The sequence below is a fragment of the Undibacterium sp. TJN19 genome (assembly GCF_049339485.1).
GTDB lineage: Bacteria > Pseudomonadota > Gammaproteobacteria > Burkholderiales > Burkholderiaceae_D > Undibacterium.
The window spans coordinates 904,884-923,033 of the sequence record NZ_JBMPPL010000001.1 but is presented as its reverse complement, the minus strand read 5'-3'; the positions used below and the strand labels follow the sequence as shown (position 1 = coordinate 923,033).

Annotated in this window: 15 protein-coding genes; 5 read left to right on the top strand and 10 right to left on the bottom strand. The window is 51.9% G+C overall.

All coding sequences use genetic code 11. The annotated features are described in order from the left end of the window. Window positions 1-6: 6 nt before the first annotated feature. Window positions 7-1,893, top strand: a complete 1,887-nt coding sequence (locus tag ACO0LH_RS04360; protein WP_422939808.1) for a glycoside hydrolase family 28 protein — start codon at window positions 7-9, stop codon at window positions 1,891-1,893. 79 nt (window positions 1,894-1,972) lie between these two features. On the opposite strand, the gene ACO0LH_RS04355 is transcribed toward ACO0LH_RS04360, so the two are convergent. From ACO0LH_RS04355 to ACO0LH_RS04330, 6 genes are all read right to left on the bottom strand, one after another. Next, window positions 1,973-2,866, bottom strand: a complete 894-nt coding sequence (locus ACO0LH_RS04355; protein ID WP_422939807.1) for an SMP-30/gluconolactonase/LRE family protein — start codon at window positions 2,864-2,866, stop codon at window positions 1,973-1,975. Window positions 2,867-2,883: 17 nt separating this feature from the next. Beyond that, on the bottom strand, window positions 2,884-4,350 hold the full coding sequence (locus tag ACO0LH_RS04350) for an MFS transporter (RefSeq protein WP_422939806.1): 1,467 nt from the start codon (window positions 4,348-4,350) through the stop codon (window positions 2,884-2,886). Between the two features lie 50 nt (window positions 4,351-4,400). Beyond that, window positions 4,401-5,975, bottom strand: coding sequence for an aldehyde dehydrogenase (NADP(+)) (locus ACO0LH_RS04345; RefSeq protein ID WP_422939805.1), 1,575 nt, complete (start codon window positions 5,973-5,975; stop codon window positions 4,401-4,403). 111 nt (window positions 5,976-6,086) lie between these two features. Continuing rightward, a complete protein-coding gene (gene kdgD / locus ACO0LH_RS04340; RefSeq protein WP_422939804.1) occupies window positions 6,087-6,998 on the bottom strand; it encodes a 5-dehydro-4-deoxyglucarate dehydratase in 912 nt (303 codons plus the stop codon). 412 nt (window positions 6,999-7,410) lie between these two features. Beyond that, complete coding sequence (locus tag ACO0LH_RS04335) at window positions 7,411-8,163, bottom strand: FadR/GntR family transcriptional regulator (protein WP_422939803.1); 753 nt, start codon at window positions 8,161-8,163, stop codon at window positions 7,411-7,413. A 127-nt stretch (window positions 8,164-8,290) separates the two neighbouring features. Next, entirely contained in the window at window positions 8,291-9,583 is a 1,293-nt protein-coding gene (locus tag ACO0LH_RS04330) for a hypothetical protein (RefSeq protein ID WP_422939802.1), read from the bottom strand. A 291-nt stretch (window positions 9,584-9,874) separates the two neighbouring features. On the opposite strand from ACO0LH_RS04330, the gene ACO0LH_RS04325 reads away from it, so the two are divergent. Then, complete coding sequence (locus ACO0LH_RS04325; RefSeq protein WP_422939801.1) at window positions 9,875-10,483, top strand: hypothetical protein; 609 nt, start codon at window positions 9,875-9,877, stop codon at window positions 10,481-10,483. A gap of 97 nt (window positions 10,484-10,580) precedes the next feature. Beyond that, window positions 10,581-11,591 carry a DUF2804 domain-containing protein gene (locus tag ACO0LH_RS04320; RefSeq protein WP_422939800.1) on the top strand — a complete coding sequence of 337 codons (1,011 nt, stop codon included), beginning with the start codon at window positions 10,581-10,583 and terminating at the stop codon, window positions 11,589-11,591. Window positions 11,592-11,642: 51 nt separating this feature from the next. On the opposite strand, the gene ACO0LH_RS04315 is transcribed toward ACO0LH_RS04320, so the two are convergent. Beyond that, window positions 11,643-13,037 carry a trypsin-like peptidase domain-containing protein gene (locus tag ACO0LH_RS04315; RefSeq protein ID WP_422939799.1) on the bottom strand — a complete coding sequence of 465 codons (1,395 nt, stop codon included), beginning with the start codon at window positions 13,035-13,037 and terminating at the stop codon, window positions 11,643-11,645. Window positions 13,038-13,414: 377 nt separating this feature from the next. Between ACO0LH_RS04315 and ACO0LH_RS04310 the strand changes: the two genes are divergently transcribed. Further along, window positions 13,415-13,951 (top strand): YHS domain-containing (seleno)protein, encoded by a 537-nt coding sequence (locus ACO0LH_RS04310; RefSeq protein WP_422939798.1) that lies wholly within the window; start codon window positions 13,415-13,417, stop codon window positions 13,949-13,951. Between the two features lie 84 nt (window positions 13,952-14,035). Here ACO0LH_RS04310 and ACO0LH_RS04305 read toward each other — a convergent pair whose 3' ends face one another. Then, entirely contained in the window at window positions 14,036-15,280 is a 1,245-nt protein-coding gene (locus tag ACO0LH_RS04305) for a nitronate monooxygenase (RefSeq protein WP_422939797.1), read from the bottom strand. A gap of 182 nt (window positions 15,281-15,462) precedes the next feature. Next, the gene (gene rlmF, locus ACO0LH_RS04300; RefSeq protein WP_422939796.1) at window positions 15,463-16,476 is read right to left on the bottom strand and encodes a 23S rRNA (adenine(1618)-N(6))-methyltransferase RlmF; all 1,014 of its coding nucleotides are present in this window, start codon (window positions 16,474-16,476) and stop codon (window positions 15,463-15,465) included. Window positions 16,477-16,803: 327 nt separating this feature from the next. Between rlmF and ACO0LH_RS04295 the strand changes: the two genes are divergently transcribed. After that, complete coding sequence (locus ACO0LH_RS04295) at window positions 16,804-17,343, top strand: DUF3455 domain-containing protein (RefSeq protein ID WP_422939795.1); 540 nt, start codon at window positions 16,804-16,806, stop codon at window positions 17,341-17,343. Window positions 17,344-17,460: 117 nt separating this feature from the next. Here the strand turns inward: ACO0LH_RS04295 and ACO0LH_RS04290 are convergent, their stop codons facing one another. After that, on the bottom strand, window positions 17,461-18,144 hold the full coding sequence (locus ACO0LH_RS04290; protein WP_422939794.1) for a response regulator: 684 nt from the start codon (window positions 18,142-18,144) through the stop codon (window positions 17,461-17,463). Window positions 18,145-18,150 lie beyond the last annotated feature (6 nt).

Sequence of the window (18,150 nt, the reverse complement as noted above, 5' to 3'; positions counted from 1 at the left end):
TCTATAATGAAAACACAGCAGACCAGCAATTTCAAAAAACAAGCGCCGCGCAGAGACTTTCTGAAAAAAATGTCGATTACAGGTTTATCCATCGCAGGTAGTGGTTCTGCTCTAAGCGGGCAGGCCCTGGCTTCAGCGCAGATAGAAGACCCCTGGCAGAGAGCGCAAGCCATCGTCGACAGAGTGTCCATGCCCTTGAAGTTTCGCGAGGTTGATTATTTGATCACTGAGTTCGGTGCAGCAAGGTGCGAACTGAACACTGTGAAGGCCTGGATTTCTTTTGAAGAGCAAGACAGCTTGCGTACACCTGTCGCTGGTTCCAAAGACTGTTATCTGGCGATAGCCAATGCCATTACGGCCTGTCACCAGGCAGGTGGTGGCCGTGTGATTATCCCGGCAGGTAACTGGTATTGCGCAGGCCCCATCGTATTGCTGTCAAACGTCAACCTGCACCTGAAGGCTGGTGCGCACCTCTATTTCAGTAACAAGCCGGAAGACTATGCCAGATATGGTAACTTCAATTGCGGTGAAAACGGGCATCTCGTCATTTCACGCTGGCAGAGTAATGACTGCCTGAATTTTTCACCTATGGTGTATGCGTATGGCCAAGACCATATCGCCCTGACCGGCGACGACTGGACCAGCATACTTGATGGTCAAGGCGGTGTTCCCTTTGATGACAGTGGCGATTGCTGGTGGACTTGGAAGGGCAAGCTCAAAACCATCAATGCCGTGGCACAGGGTTCTACGCCCAATTACAAAACGGGCAAACGGTCAGAAAATACGGCCAATGAATTAAATGCCGTTTCGCTGGAAAAACTGGCACCGCACCTGGATGAAAAACAGCGCCTGCATATCCAGGGCGAGGGTGACAGATGGCGTGCTGACGCAAATTACCTGCCTGCCTTGTCTGAAGCGGGCGTGGTTACTGGCAAGCGCATCTTTGGCATGGGCCATTTTTTGCGCCCGCCCATGATACAGTTCATAGGATGTACGAATGTGCTGATGCAGGGCTATCAGGTCAATAACACGCCGTTCTGGCAACATCATCCCGTGCATTGCCGCAATGTGGTGATACGCAATGTCTATGCGAAAAGCCATGGCCCGAACAGCGATGGTTTTGACCCGGAAGCCTGTGACCACGTGTTGATAGAATCCTGCACCTTTGATTCTGGCGATGACTGCATCGCCATCAAGGCGGGTAAAAACCTCGATACCCAATATGGCCCGTCGCAAAATATCGTGATCCAGAATTGCACCATGCAAAGCGGCCATGGCGCTGTCACGTTGGGTAGTGAAATGGCTGGTGGCATACAAAATGTGTATGCGCAAAATCTCCTTTTTGAGAATATACACTGGGCCAGCAATCCGCTGAATACGGCAATACGCCTGAAGACCAATATGAACCGCGGTGGTTATCTGAAGAATTTCTTCGTGCGTAACATCACCATTCCCAATGGTGTGCAGACCAGTCCATCGTTTTACACGTCCTTGCCCAATTCGCCTGTTCATTCGAAAACTGTTGCCACTGCTGCCGGTGCAGTGATTACTTTTGATTGTGATTATGCGCCAGTCAATGACAATGTCAGGACCCGCCCGCCAGTGGTGACGAATGTCCATATCTCGAATGTGAAAGTGGGCAATGTGCAAACCAGTGCTGGGCAATTTTCCTGTTACCAGGCGGTGGTGATACTGGGCCCGGTGGCTTCTGATTACAATGGCGAAGAAAAATCACCTATGGTATTTCCGGTGACCGATGTCACCATCAGCGATTGCCAGTTTGGCACACCCGTGAATGCAGCGAACCCTTTATACCTGTACAACGTCAGGGGCTTGACACTGAAGAATGTGCAGATAGGCGACAAGTTGCATAACAGTATATTGTCCACCTGAAGCAAAAAAATGCGCATAAGGATATCTATCCTTATGCGCATTGCAAAATGCCAGCGCCAGGGATGGGCTGCTGGCGCGCTTACATCGAAAACCTGGTTTCCGGCATGCCGCTGACGCCCGGGCGCAACAGCACCAGTGTTCCTGCCCATTGGTCATCACTTGCCTTGCCAGCACCGATAGAAGTGACCAGCAAGCTGTCCATATTGGCACCGCCAAAGCTGCACATGGCTGGTTTGATCATCGGCAGGTCTATCTTTCTGTCGAGCTTGCCTTCTGGTGTAAAACGCAAGACACAACTGCCGTCATTGCCACATATCCAGTAACAGCCATCGATATCGATAGCCGCGCCGTCCGGGCGTCCCGGCATGGTCTTCATATCGACAAACACACGTTGCTTGCCCGGCACGCCATCATTACCATCATAGTCAAATGCCCAGATCATCTGGCTGGCCGGATGAGAATCAGACAGATACATGGTCTTGCCATCTGGCGACCAGGCCAGGCCGTTTTGCGTCAGCAAGTTGCTGACGATGGGGGCTGACAGGCCTTGCTGCTGACTGTAGCGATACAGCTGCCCGATCGCTTTGGCAGCAGCCATGTCCATGAACATGGTACCGCTCCAGAAACGACCCTGCCGGTCGCAACGGCCATCATTGAAACGCATGCCGGTTTTCAGTTCTGGTGGCGTCGCCAGCCTGGTTTCTACGGCACGCTGGTCAGCATCCAGATGCAGCTTGAAGATGCTGCTTTCCATGCCGGCGATAAAATCGCCATCGTCCTTGATGGCAATGCAGGCCACCATTTCTGATGTCTGCCAGGATGACAGATTACCTGTAGCGACATCCAGTTTCCAGATGGTTTTTGCAGGTATGTCCACCCAGTACCATGCTGCTTGTTGTGCATGCCACACCGGGCTCTCACCTACGGTGCAACTGACACCAGGTATGACTTCCATGTCTGAAAATTGACTCATATTGCGATGTCCGGTGTTTATAAATCGGTGATTTCTTTATGGGTAGGCACCAGGGTCTTCATCAGGCTCCAGGCGATCAGGTAAGCCAGGGCGCAGAAAGAAAACATGATGGTATAACCCGTTTGTATTTGTCCCAGGCCACCGTAGTAATCGAATAACCAGCCGCCTGCTTTCGATACCAGCACGCCACCCAGCCCACCGGCCATGCCACCAATACCAACGATGGAAGCCACCGATTTCTTGGGGAACATATCTGACACAGTCGTAAACAAATTGGCAGACCAGGCCTGATGCGCTGATGTGCCTATGCCAATCAGTAATACTGGTATCCAGGGGCCCAGATAACCCAGGGGCTGGGCCAGTAAGACGACCAGCGGGAACAGGGCAATCACCAGCATGGCCTTCATGCGGCCATTGTACGGGCTGTCACCACGCTTCATGAAATAACTGGGGAACCAGCCGCCACCTATGCTGCCGACCATGGTCATGCTGTACAAGACCGCCAGCGGGATGACGATGTCGGTCTTTTGCATCTGGTATTGTGCCTGCAAATATTTGGGCAGCCAGAATAGGAAGAACCACCAGACACCATCAGTCATGAATTTGCCGATGATAAATGCCCAGGTTTGCCGGTAAGACAGCAGTGTTATCCAGGAGATCTTTTTCTCCGGTGTGCCGGGAGCCGTATTGTCAGCGGCAGGCACTTCACCACTATTGATGTAGGCCAGTTCACTGGCAGAAAGGCGCTTTTGCTGTTCTGGTTTTTCGTAAAAAATACTCCAGAAAATCATCCAGATAAAGCCTACCGCACCGATAGCAACAAAGGCGGTTTGCCAGCCCCAGGTTTCCGCTATCCAGGGTACGGTCAGTGGAGCCAGTATCGCCCCGATATTCGCACCGGAATTAAAGATGCCGGTCGCCAGTGAGCGTTCATTCTTGGGGAAATATTCTGCTGTTGCCTTGATGGCCGCAGGGAAATTGCCTGCTTCGCCAAATGCCAGCACCGCACGTGAAATCATGAAGCCAGCTATCGACACCGGTATGGCGGCAATGCCCAGGCTGGAAAAAATACCAGCCAGACCCGTGCCCATGGGGACGGCAAAGGCGTGCATGATCGCGCCCACAGACCAGATCGATATGGCCCAGAGAAACGCTTTTTTAGTCCCTATCTTGTCGACGATGCGGCCTGCAAACAACATCGCTATCGCATATACGAACTGAAATACGGCGGTGATATTGGCGTAGTCTGAATTGGTCCAGCCAAATTCCTTTGATAAATCTGGTGCCAGCAGGCTCAGCACTTGCCGGTCGAGGTAATTGACAGTGGTCGCAAAAAACAGCAGGCCGCATATCGTCCAGCGATATTTTCCCAGGCTTTGTTGGCTCATCAGAGCGTCTCCTTGATATGTATTTGAAAAGTGACACATCTTTGTGTGTTTCACTTTTGTGTTTCCTGCATTGGTGCAGCCTGAATCAAAAAACAAACAGCAAACAGACCCGGTATGTTCAGGTCCGTTTGTTGTTTTGCCCTATTTCAGGCGGTCATCATTTTCCCATCCATGATACGGGTCAACTGCAAGGGATTGTCATCACGCAGGGCGTCCGGCAATAAATCAGCCGGTATACCCTGATAGCAAACCGGGCGCAGGAAGCGGTCTATCGCTGTCGCACCGACTGAGGTAGAGCGGCTGTCTGATGTCGCCGGATAAGGGCCGCCATGTACCATGGCATGCGCCACTTCGACACCGGTCGGGAAAGCGTTGAACAATATCCGTCCGGCTTTTCTTTCCAGCACAGGCAGCAGTTTTTTTGCCAGTGCATGATCCGCAGTTGTGGCATGAACCGTGGCTGTCAACTGGCCTTCGAGTGCTTCTGCGACCTGCACGACTTCAGCAAAATCCTTGCACAGTATGGCGATGGAGGAAGGGCCAAAAATTTCTTCCTGCAAGGCTGGCGTATTGAGAAAAGCCGCACCGTCACACACTGACAATACCGCTTGCGCCGCGCAGGATGATTGCGCTGCCTGCCCTTTGGCAACCAGATTCAACTGAGCGATATCGCTCAGTTTGTCACTCGCCTTGACGTAAGCCTGATAGATGCCTGGCGTCAGCATGGTCGCTGCCGCTTTCTTTTGCAAGGCCGCACCGGCCTGGTCGAGAAATGCACGCGCAGCGTCGCTGTCGATGGCGATGAGCAGGCCTGGATTGGTACAGAATTGTCCTGCACCCAGGGTCAGTGAATCGACAAAATTTTGCGCCAGCTGTGTTTGTGCATGTAATGCATCCGGCAGCAGGAACACCGGGTTGATGCTGCTCATTTCTGCATACACGGGAATGGGTTCTTTTCTTTGCTGTGCCGTGTGCACCAGTGCCAGCCCGCCAGAACGTGAGCCGGTAAAGCCGACCGCCTTGATGGCAGGGTGACTGACCAGTTGTTGCCCGACCTTGCTGCCCGCCCCGATGAGCATGGAGAATACACCTTCTGGCAAACCACAGTCAGCTACAGCCTGCTGTATGACGCCAGCCACCAGTTCAGACGTGCCCAGATGGGCATTATGTGCCTTGACGACTACCGGACAACCGGCAGCCAGGGCAGAGGCAGTATCGCCACCGGCGACAGAAAACGCCAGAGGGAAATTGCTGGCACCAAACACCGCAACCGGCCCCAGGGCAATTTTTTGCAGACGCAGGTCTGGCCTGGCTGGTATGCGTTCTGGCAAGGCCGTATCGATGGTGGCATCAAGCCAGTTACCATCACGCACGACTTTGGCAAACAGGCGCAATTGCGTCACTGTACGGCCGCGTTCCCCTTCCAGCCTGGCGACCGGCAAACCGGTTTCCTGGGCGGCGCGTTCTATCAGTGCAGGGCCCAGATCAAGTATGCCGGAGGCGATGCTTTCCAGAAAACGGGCACGCTGTTCCAGTGAGGTCGCACGATAGGTATCAAAAGCCTGGCCAGCCAATTGGCATGCCTGTTCAACCTCATGTTCTGTGGCGAAACCGAATACCGGTTCCAGTTCCTGGTTTATGGAAGGGTCTATGGCTCTGATCGTGCCGGCCAGACCAAATACCGTGTTTTTACCGATAAACATTTTTCCGGTAAGTTGCATTACTCTCTCCTTTTGTGCTGCGCGCCGGGCGCAGGCAAATACAGTATTGATATGATGAGGCGCACCTGCTGCACCAGTGAGTACCAGTACGCACCAGTCGCACGAGCACGCTTATTGCGGGCCCTGTGCCAGTATCAATTGATGCAGCATGGCATCTTCTTCTGCCGTCAAATCGGTCAATGGTGAACGAACCGGGCCGGCACTGTGACCCACCAGGCGCGCACCCGCTTTGACGATACTGACTGCATAACCTGATTTGCGGTTGCGAATTTCCAGATATGGCAGGAAGAACTGATCAAGCAATCTGTTCGTGGTCGCATGATCATCTGCCGCAATCGCATGATAGAAATCCATGGCCAGTTTGGGCATGAAATTAAATACCGCAGATGAATAGACCGGCACACCCAGCGCCTTATAGGCGGCTGCATACACCTCGGCCGTTGGCAAGCCACCCAAGTAGCTGAAGCGGTCGCCCATGCGGCGCCAGATCGATACCATCAATTCAATATCGCCTATGCCATCTTTAAAACCGATCAGGTTAGGGCAGCTTGCTGCCAGTTTTTCGAGGGAATCGGCGGTCAGGCGGCAAATGCCACGGTTGTAAATCACCACGCCGAAATCCACCGAGCGGCACACTTCCTGCACATGCGCGATGAGGCCATCCTGGCTGGCTTCGGTCAGGTAGTGGGGCAGCAGCAAAATGCCATGCGCACCCAGTCTTTGCGCTTCCTGGGCATGGGCAATGGCAGTACGGGTAGGGCCACCGGCACCGGCCAGTATGGGTACTTTGCCACGGCAGGTATCTACCGCGACTTTGATGACGCTTGAATATTCATTGCCTGTCAGGGAGAAAAATTCACCGGTACCGCCCGCCGCAAACAACGCACTGGCGCCGTACGGGGCCAGCCATTCAAGACGTTCAGCATAGGTTTTGGCATTGAAATCACCCGCTGCGTCAAAGTCAGTCAAAGGGAAAGAAAGCAGGCCGGCGGAAAGTATCTGTTTCAGTTCTTGTGGATGCATGATGTCTCCAGAAAGGATGGTTGGAATAGCGTGTGCGTTGATGCAGAAAACGGTATGGCGACATGCAGTCAAGTCAGTCGTCAGATATTTAATCATTTAAGTCATACGTCATCGTACAACTTAAAATCATCAACTGCAAGCTTACTTTTTCATCAGATACAAAAATTGGGAGAAAATTGCCGCTGGGCAGTGCGTTGATGGCAACGACGAGGCCAAACGCATGGGGACAGCCAGAAAAATAGCGTGGCGCTTGTCAGTGCGAGTCACTGCTCAAGTTATCAGAATGGCAAAGCAACAAAGCAACAAAGCAACAAAGCAACAAAGCAACAAAGCAACAAAGCAACAAAGCAACAAAGCAACAAAGCAACAAAGCAACAGAATAGCTGAGTAGCAAGGTGTCTGAGTGTTTACATCAGCCGGGAGAAGCCTCTATGCGTTGTTGCGCCAAACGCAATCTTTCTCTGCTATTGCTCAAATGGGTGCGCATGGCCGCTCTTGCTGCCTCCGGGTCTTTGCGCAAAATGGCATTGAAAATATCTTCATGCTCATGATTGACCCGGGCCAGATAGTTAGCGCCCGCTTCCATGCTGAGTGTTGCAGAATTTAGTCTGGCGCGTGGGATGATGGCGGTGCCGAGGTTGCTGAGGATGTCAACAAAGTAGCGGTTGCCAGTCGCCTGCGCAATCAACTGGTGAAAGCGCACATCGGCATTAACTGACTCGTTTTCCCTGGTTTTCTTGCTGAGGATGTCGTCCAGCGCAGCTGCGAGTTCAACCACCTGCTGCTCTGTGCGGCGAGAAGCCGCCAGCCACGCAGCTTCTGTTTCCAGGCTGATACGCAATTCCAGAATGTCGAGCACATCCCTGACGGTGACAATTGCCTCTTTCAGCAAACCCAGGGTGCTGGGCGCAGGCTCCAGAATAAAAGTGCCTATGCCGTGCCGTGTTTGTACCAGTCCAGCCGCCTGCAGATGTGAAATTGCTTCCCTGACGACAGTACGGCTGACGCCATACAGGTCCATGATGGCGGATTCTGTCGGTAATTTTTCGCCAGGTTTCAAGACCGCATTTTTTATATTGTTGGTAATACTTTCAACCAGGCCTTGAGAAAGGCTTTTATGCCGCCTTTTTGCAGGCGCTGAATGAATAAGGTCTTGGGTTTCCATAATGGCGTCGTCTTCATACTAAACAGGCAAGAATGGACAGATTCTACCTGAAGTTACCATGCGTAAGTTGTGTGATGACTTACAAGGTGCTGGTGTTTGGCGACAAACCCTGTCCACCAGGGCCGCCTTATTGAGCAATCACGTCCGCCACCAGATCACCTTTCAATATCAGGCCAGATTGATGCGCGCCACCAAGCAGGAATACGCCGCGTCCGTTCGAGTAGACAATGCTGCCATCGGCGCGCATATCATAAGACACGACATTTGTGGCCAGCACGGTTTCATAGCCCTGGCGGTTACGGCTGATTAACTGCCATGAAGCGGGTACCAGCGACGGTATGCCATTGATCATGTTTTCCCGGCGCAAAGCTTTTTCAGCATCAATACGCTTGCCTTTGAGGATGATGTCTTTCAGGTCAGCCTGCATGGCAGGACCAGAAGCGCTGGTCAGGGGTTTGCGGCTATACATCAATGAAAAGAAATTCAGGTAGTGAAATACTGCGCGCAGTAGCCGGAAAGGAAAGAACAGCAAGTCCTGCAACATGCTCCTCGTTTCATATTGGGGCGCATCATAAGGGCGGCGTATGAAATGCAGATTGCCTTGCGGGCACACACGTGGGTGCAGGTAATCAAATTGCGCATCATCGAGCACAGGGGTGACTGAACCGGTCTTCATGTCCAGCATCTGTATGCTGGCATTGCCTTCAGCCAGACGGCGGCCATGCTGGTCACGGGCGATACCGGCTGACTGATACAAAATCTGTTTCTCTGCACCTGGTATCCATGCCGGTGCAGTATCAAGTGTATCGCCACCGGTCAGCTCCTGGTATTGCTCACCATCGCTATTGAGCATGACAAGATTGGCGATGCCGGTCTTGCTGGTAGCCGATGCCAGTATCTTGCCCGTATTGTTATCCAGGTTCAGATCATTCAATGCCAGGTTTTGCCTGTGCAATATACGTTTTTCAAGATCATTTTCCATATCCATGGAAAACAGGCCACCCATGACCTGGTCTTTCAAAAAGTAGAGCATGTTCCGGTTCTGGTCAAATTGCACGGATGTCGCAATGACCTGGGCGGCGTCGCCGTCAAACTGTCGCATGCCACCAGACGCAGATACACCAAAGCTGGTGTTCTGTTTCCATGCATGCCGCTCACGATGCTTTTCCATCTTGTCCATCATCTCTTGCACATAGGGGCTGTGTATTTGCCGGATCTCTGTGTTGGCAGCTTTGTAAAACAATTTGCCCTCAGAGATATAGGCCACCGCCGTGTCTGCGGCATGTCTGTCCAGGTTTCCTTGACTGGATGGATTACCAGAGACAGGATCAGCCCCTTGCGATGACTGCTTTTGCTGCATCATTTGATTGACCACGTAGGCCAGAATCAAAAGTACAACAATAATAATGAGGATATGCACCGGTAAGTCTCCTGTTGATGATCTGGCAGCCAAAGCAAGACATACGGCATGCAGAACCAGTCTTGTAGTAGCCTGGTTGCAGTCTGGTCGCAGCTTTACTACTTCGGTCAGCGGCTATGCTGCCATGAAAAAAATGGCAAAGCAATATCTTGTGTCGCCAATGACATTTGTCATCTTAAAGTGTTGACACTTTGTTCTACTGGCAATTTCCCGGATTACGCATACTGGCTGTACTCGCTTGCTCATGCATATCGATGCAAGTACCCTGAGACATTAACCGGAATTGAGACCATGTCAGAATACAAAGCTACTACTGAAGCCACACTTGCCAGCCGTGCCATAGGTGCCATCATTTTTTCCATCTTCGGCAGTGTCTGGCTGGCGTTGTGGAATCAGCGCGCATTTCAAGGCAGTTTGCTGTTGTATGTACTCATTGCCGTAGTCGGCCTTGGCTTGCTAGGGGTAGCACTGAGCCGCTTCCAACTGATCAAGGCTTTTCATGAGGCAGAAAGCAAGCTGCCGCATAAACAGGCAGCGATGCGCCGCTTCCACTGGATCAATGCAGCACAGTGGGCTGCTATCCTGGTCATCAGCAATGTACTGATCAATGTTGGCATGCCTGCCTGGGTAACACCGGTGGCGATGCTGATCATTGGGCTGCATTTCCTGCCTCTGGCGAAGGTATTTGCCAATCCCTCGCATCTGGTGGTTGGCACGGTGCTCAGCGTGTTCGCCATCGGCTATCCATTTTTATTTTCAGGTGGCCCGGCCGATCCTTATGGTTGCTTTGATGCCGGTCTGATTTTGCTGACGAATGCATTGTGGAATGTCAGCTTTGGCTGGAACCCCCAAAGTAAGCAGCGTCTGGCCTCTGTTGCTGAATTTAATTTACCTCACTGAAATAGATATCCAGGCTTGCGTGATGCATGCCTGGATTGAACTAGACCCTCTAGCCAGTATGCTTCAGAATTGCGTTATCTTAATCTGAAGGCAAGGCATGCTTACTTCTCACCTGTCACCGGCACCTGCAAATGTCCTGAATCCTGAAGGCCAGGTGCAGTTTGGAAAATTTTCCGGCGCACCGGCATGCATAGACTGGTCCACGCTCGCAGCACCATATCGCCGTAGCAAACTCTGGCAGGTCTTTCATCATAAGCACTGGCATTACGTCGCGCTGGCGACGGAAGAAATTTTCTGCGGCATTGCCATTGTCGATATTGGCTGGACGAATACGGCCTTTGCCTATGTATTTGATCGTCAACAGGGGAAACTGCTGGCAAGTTATTCGCAAGACGGCATCCCCGGTCTGACTGCGCAATTAAATAAGCACCCGGCAACAGGCGCAGATTGTCGCTTCCAGTTTTTAAAAAACTGTATTCATTTCCAGCATGTGGCAGGGACGGACAATTATCACCTGTCGCTGCAATGTGGCGCATTCAGCATCGATGCCGTGCTCAATGGCAGTCAGGCCGCCCCCGGCCTGTTTGCGGCTGGTGAAGTGGAGGGTGGTACGGTACATGCGACTTTCAAATCTGCTGCGATGCGTTTAAATGGCGAGGTCAGGCTGGCTGACAGCCGGTTTGCCCTGGATAGCGGTATTGGCAGTTACGACCACAGCAATGGTTTTCTGGCGCGTGAAACCGCCTGGCGCTGGGCATCCGCGCATGCGCCTGGCCTGGGTTTTAATTTGCAGGCGGGGTATTTTGGCCGTAATGAAAATGCGCTTTGGCTGGATGGTCAGTTGATTGCCCTTGGGGCTGCACAGTTTGCGTTTGATCAGAATAATCCCATGGCGGCATGGCACATACATACCGATGACGGTTTACTGGATCTGCACTTCCAGCCAGAAGGTTTTCGGGCAGAAAATAAAAACCTGTTGATTGCCGCCAGCCGTTATGTCCAGCCCATCGGCACCTTTAGCGGCTGGGTCAGGGCCAGCGTCGATGCACCTGTCCGCCAGATAGAAAATTTAGTGGGTGTCACCGAAGACCATTTTTCGCGCTGGTGAGCGGTGGAGGGATAATGTCTGGTATGTGTACGATGTGTAGCATCGCGCTGCTTATTTTCTATTGCATACCAGGCGCGCGCCTTTACCTGCATTGACAACCAGCTTGTTGTCGGTAAATTCATCGACTTTGCCGGAAGCGATATCGCTGATACTGAGCGACTGGGCTTTGACATCAAAGTAGAAATTGCCTGTAAATTTTTTCCCATCCAGCGTGCCTGTCATGCGGTTTTGGCGGCCAAAGTTGATCTCTATGCTGTAGCCGGTCAATACGCCATAGCAAAGCCAGGTGCCAAAGATCTTTGCATAGGCTTGCTGTGCGGCGGTTGGGGGCGGCGTATTGTCAGGGTTAGGCTGGCTCTCATTTCCCTTGATGGTCAGAGCGCCCACGCCTAGTGAAGTACTGGTGCGTGCACGCATGGCATTGATCCAGTCAGCCGGGACCGCAAAATTCAGGTTTTGCCCAAATTTATGCTGGAAGGTCATGATGCCGACCAGTTTTCCTGACGCATCGAATAATCCGCCGCCGCTGGAGCCCGGTGAAATCGGTGCCGTGGTCTGTATGACCTTGCCCGATGACAGAGGGCGCAGGGCAGAAACGATGCCATCGCTGATGGTCAGGTCCAGCCCCTGTGGTGCGCCCAGTGCATACACTTTCTGCCCTATGCGCAGCGCCTCGCTGCTGCCCATACTGACAACGGGCGCAGTTGCGCCGGGCACGCTCAAACGACACAGATCAAACTCTTCATCAGCCATCACAACGGTCGCAGGATAATCGTCCTTGCCGATTTTTGCCCTGTACTGCACACCGGCCTTGGTCACGTGGCAATTGGTGATGACTACTTCCGGTGCGATGACGACACCGCTGCCGATGGCAACCTGATTGCCGCTGGCGTTAAATACCGAAATCAGCGCTACGCTGGGAGACAGTTGCGCATAAATTTCTTCAGCAGATTTTGCAGTGTCTGCCCCTGCTGCTGACTGGTTGACGGGATTGACTGCTTGCCCGGCACTAGTGCTGGCTGTCGCGGTTATTGCTGGCGGGTTTGCAGTACTGCTGGTAGCCAGATCAGTGTTTTTTTCTTTTGCAGGGTAATGCCTGACCGACCACCATTCGGCTGCGCCTAGCAGCAAAATGGCAGTCGCTGCCAGTGGGAGTAGCCAGCTCTTCCTTTTCTTCGCGGCAGTTTTTGATACGGTCTGTTGCCTTACCGATTCCCGGGCTTCGCGGTCTATGGCCTGTTTGGCGAGACTGGCATCATAAGATGCTCTTCTTTGCGGATGCGAGATAACGTGAAACGCTTCACGCAAAATGATTTTCTTGTTGGGATCATGCGCGATACTCTCTTCACTATCCAGTTTGCTGATCGCTTCCTGGTAGGCCGCCAGTATTTGTTCTACTGTCGCATCAGGCGGTACGGCAAGAATGTCGTAGAGAGATTTTTTCATGATGCGTCAGTAAGTGCTGTGAGGTACCGGCTTGGCTCGGGGATTTGCATTAAAGCAGAATTCTAGCCTAAGCCATCTTCTCCAGCTGTAATTTGGCTAAGTAAAGTTACCGCGAACCTGTTGGCATAAGCCTGCGTACCGCACGCGCGTTGCCTGCACGCCTATCGTTTATTGTATCCCCGTCACGTTCCAAGTTAAGAAGGTGAGGATAGCTTCATTATTCCGATAATAGGAATAATTAATTGTATTTCAAAGGGATTCTATGTGTTGAGCATCTTCTATAAAGTCATGCTCATTCGCAATGCATAGCGCAGGCGAAGCTGATATCCGGGTGGCACAGATCAGGCTACCCATACATTTAATGACGAGGACCTATTATGAACCGAGCATCTGGCAGCCTGGCGCGCAAGGGATTGCGCAACTTATTGACTAACTTGTTGAGCAACCTATCCAGCAAGTTCAAATCCATTGTTTTATCGACTGCGGCAATCCTGACGCTGGCAGCGATTCCCGGCATCAGTGCTGCTGATACCGTGGCAAACAGTGTCATCGGTGCGCGTGGCTATGATTTGACGACCTTCTTTACCAGTGAAAAACCGGCACATGGCACCGGCCATCATGTCGCCAGCGTTGATGGTGTCGATTATCTGTTCACCAGTGAAGAAAACAAAAAGACCTTCCTGGCAAATCCAGAGAAATATCTGCCTGCCTTTGGTGGCTACTGCGCTTATGGCGCGTCCATAGGCAAAAAGTTTGTCGCTGACCCGGATGTCTATGACATCGTCGACAACAAGCTGTATTTCAACCTGGATACCAAAATCCGTGCCATCTGGGCAAAAGATATTGCTGGCAATATCTCCACTGCAAACAATAACTGGAAAACCATCGCTTCCAAAAAGCCATCTGAACTGTAATCCGCTTATTTCCGGTTCACCCCAAAATCAAAACGCCGCAACTGCTGATGAGCAATTGCGGCGTTTTGCTGTATCTGGATTTACTTATACCGGCAGTGCAATCTGATGATCAACACTGAACTGATAATCGCGGAAGACATGCTCGGCGCTCAATAATTCATAAGTGCCATCAGCCAGTTTGCGGGTGGTGTCTTTCAGGCGATAGGTCATATGGCCACAAGTCCAGCAATTGAAATTGCGCATGTGCGTGCACAGGCAAGTCTTGTCCATGACCGATATTTTTTTTGCGTCCGGATGGGCGGCGACTTCGCGGTTGTAGGAAGTGATGTATGCGCAATTGCCATTGCCATCCAGCAGGTATCCATAGGATTCGCAGCCAGGGCGTATGCCGTCGCCAATGGCCGGCGTGTTCTTCAACATGCGCATCGGGTAACCGGTCGGGGAAATATTATTGACCTCGATATCATCTTCACTGGCCTTGAAATATTCCTGTTTGACTTTGGCAGGCAAACCGCACTCATTGGTGACAGTAAAGCGGGTGGCCACCTGTACACCAGACGCGCCGTTTTCCAAAAAGGATACGGCATCGCTGCCGGTAAAGATGCCGCCAGCTGCAATCAGCGGGATATCAAGGTTTTCTGTCTTCAGATACTGGACGATTTCCGTGATGATGGTTTGCAGGTCAAATTCTGCCCAGTCTGCGCCAAAACCCAGATGTCCGCCGGCTAGCGGGCCTTCGACGATCACATAGTCAGGCAGGCGGTTCAGGCGTGAATTCTTGCGCAGGAATAATTGCAGTGCACGTACCGACGACACGATGATACCCAGCTTGGCATCGCGAAAGCGTGGATGATCAGCGATCAGGCCAAACGAACCCAGATGCAGGCCGGCGCTCATGGTGATGCCGTCAATACCGGCATCCAGTGATGATTCCAGGCGCACCTTCAAGGTTTCGCGCGGCGCATTCATCGTCAGTTTTTCCATGCAATTGACGAAGATCATGCCTGTGCCCTGCTTGGCTTCCATGGTCTTGCCTACATGCAGGCGGGTTGCTTCTGCCAGTTGATCGAGGTTGAACTTGATATCGGTTTTGTCAGAATTGGCGATATTGTATTTGTAGAATTTGGTTTTTTCCTTGACGAAGCTGGTATCGAAACGGCGGTCGGAAACATCTTGCACCATGGCATCGGAGATATGACCAACACCACCCAGACGTGCAGCAACCAGGGCCAGCTCGGCTGTGGAGATATCCACACCCATGCCACCCACCATAATCGGAACCAGCTCATCTTTGCCCAGTTTCAGGCGGAAATCATCTACACGTTTCATTGTTATCCTTGACACATTTTGCTCAAAAGTAAATCACGCGATGCTCATGCTGGCAACCGGTCTGGCGAATTTTGACCTTCCAGGACCTTCATTCCAGACGACGAACGAGATTGTAAGCCAGGCCATGCTTGCATAGTGAAGATTATATGCATGACCACGGTGATATTTCCTCACGGGCACCATCATCTCTTGCCATTTGACCAACGTAATTTGGCCCAGGCGCTTTGCTGCGTTGCGTTTAAGAAAGTCCAGGCAACCAGACGGCTCTGTTTTTGCCCCTGGCTCATGATAATGGTTTTATGATCACTGACCTTGACCTGCTTCAAGCCGGCGTAAATACCCGGCAAACTGGCTGACTTTGATACCAGTGTGGAAAACCATAAAACTTTCGTGCTAATCTGCGCGCTCTCAGCAATCATTTTCGCTATAAACGCCTGCTCGCCGCCTTCACACCACAACTCGGCATCGTGGCCACTGAAGTTCAGCAAAGGTGCACTTGCGGCGCTGGCATTCGCATTGGCATTGTTCAGGTTTTCCCACTTGCGCAAGCTGCCAGCCCTGGCTTCTGCCAGTGATTGATGAAATGGCGGGTTGCACATGCTGAAATCAAACCAATCATCCGGCCCGACTATACCTTTAAAAATAGCACTGGCAGTGGTTTGCAAACGCAGGCTGATGTGCGCTTGCAACTGCGGGTTGCGCGCCAGAATTGCTTCGGCATTGGCAATCGAGGCAGCATTGATGTCACTGGCGATGAACTGCCAGCCATATTCGCTGGCGCCCAGCAGTGGATAGATACAACTGGCGCCTGTGCCTATGTCCAGTGCGCTGACTTTGCCGGCACCGGGCACGCGCCCCTGGTTACTGCCAGCCAGCAAATCAGCCAGATAATGCAGATAATCAACGCGGCCAGGCACGGGCGGGCAAAGATTTTCAGAGGGAATATCCCAATCCCGTATGCCATAGCTGGCATGCAGCAAGGCTTTATTCAGGGTCTTGACGGCGACTGGATCAGCAAAATCGATGCTTGCCCCGCCATCAGGATTCGTGATGATCAGGTGGGCCAATGAAGGTTCCGCCTGTATCAATGTGGAAAAATCATAACGGCCGTGATGACGATTACGTGGGTGCAGTGCACCCACCTGTCTGGTCACTAACTTGGTTTTCGGAGATGCAGGCTGGTTTTTATTCGTCATGAGAGCCGGATCATCGTATTCATGTTGAATCCGCAGGTAAAAGAGTGTATTACCCGCATTGTCACATGGATGCACTCGTCGTGCTTTGGCAGGTGGCTGGCGGGTATTGTTGTTATACGTTCTCAGAACGTTCTCACATCGCTGCCAGTGAGACGATTCTTGGCTTTTATACGCATACCTAAGTATATGGGCACAGCACAAGACGATGGATAAGATGTAAGATAAAGTAAGTATTTTGGCAAGCTATTCAGGGATTGCTAAAATCTTACCGCCCTCAATCCTTGGCTAACTTGCTCTATAGAAATTTGAATTTTGAAAGGTCGTAACATGAAGAACCCGGCTCTCGTCACTGTCCTGGCCGCTACGGCGGTGTTATCCGCTTGTGCCACTTCCCAGCTCAGTCCGACCGTGACTGCACCAGAAAACCTGAAAGTACCGGCAGACCAGGTGTTTGCGCTGGAAATGCCTGCTACTGGCGTGCAGATTTATGAGTGCAAGGCGAAGAAAGACGAAGCCAACAAATTTGAATGGGTATTCCGCGCACCAGAGGCAGAGTTGAATAATCAGGCCGGTGCTAAAACCGGCAGGCACTATGCTGGCCCGACCTGGGAAGCGAATGATGGCAGCAAGGTGGTCGGTGAAGTGGTCGCGAAAAATGATGGCCCGGATGCCAATGCCATTCCCTGGTTGCTGTTAAAGGCCAAGTCGAATGCCGGTTCAGGTGTCTTTTCCAAAGTCACCAGCATACAGCGCGTGTTGACGCTGGGCGGCAAGGCACCACTGACAGGTTGTTCACAATACCAGGTAGGTGCTGAACAGCGTGTACCGTATAAAGCGGTCTACAACTTCTATAAAGCCAGGTCCTGAACTACTTGCGCTGAAAGGCAGATGCTGCATGGCCGCAGGCAGCATTTGCCATCTGAACACTATCGGCATTCAACTGGTGCAATCAACAGCCCGAATGCTCAAGCCACATCGCCTCGTTTATAACGGCAATTCAAAACGATACCCTACGCCGTAGACAGAATGCAGGCATTCATTGCCTGGCAGGCGAGCCTGTATTTTCTTGCGGATATTCTTGATATGCGAATCGACAGTCCTGTCATTGATATCGCGCTGGTCTTCATGCGCAAAATCCAGCAATTGCTGGCGTGAAAAAACCCGTTCAGGGTGCATGATGAATTCGGACAGCAGGCGAAATTCTACCGGCGTCAGGCTCAGGGGATGGGCATCAACCAGTATGCGTAACTGTTCCCTGTCGATAAAAAAGCGTGGCAGTTCGGTAGACAGCGGTTTGCCAGAACTGCGTCGTAAATGCACTTTGGTGCGTGCCACCACTTCGCGCGGGCTGAAGGGTTTGCAGACATAGTCATCTGCACCGGTTTCCAGCCCCAGCAAACGGTCTATCTCATCGACCTTGGCGGTCAGTATGATGATGGGTACCTGGCTGAACTTGCGCACTTCCTGGCAGATGCTGATGCCATCCAGTTCTGGCAGCATCAGGTCGAGCAGGATCAGGTCAGGAAGGTTTTTGCGTATCTGTTCCAGCGCTACGCGTCCATTGACTTCATGCGCTACCAGGTAGCCGGCAGCAATCAGATAATCTTTCAATAAAGCTGCTATTTTCAGGTCATCTTCAACGATCAGTATGCGCGTGCTTGCTTCCATCGCTGG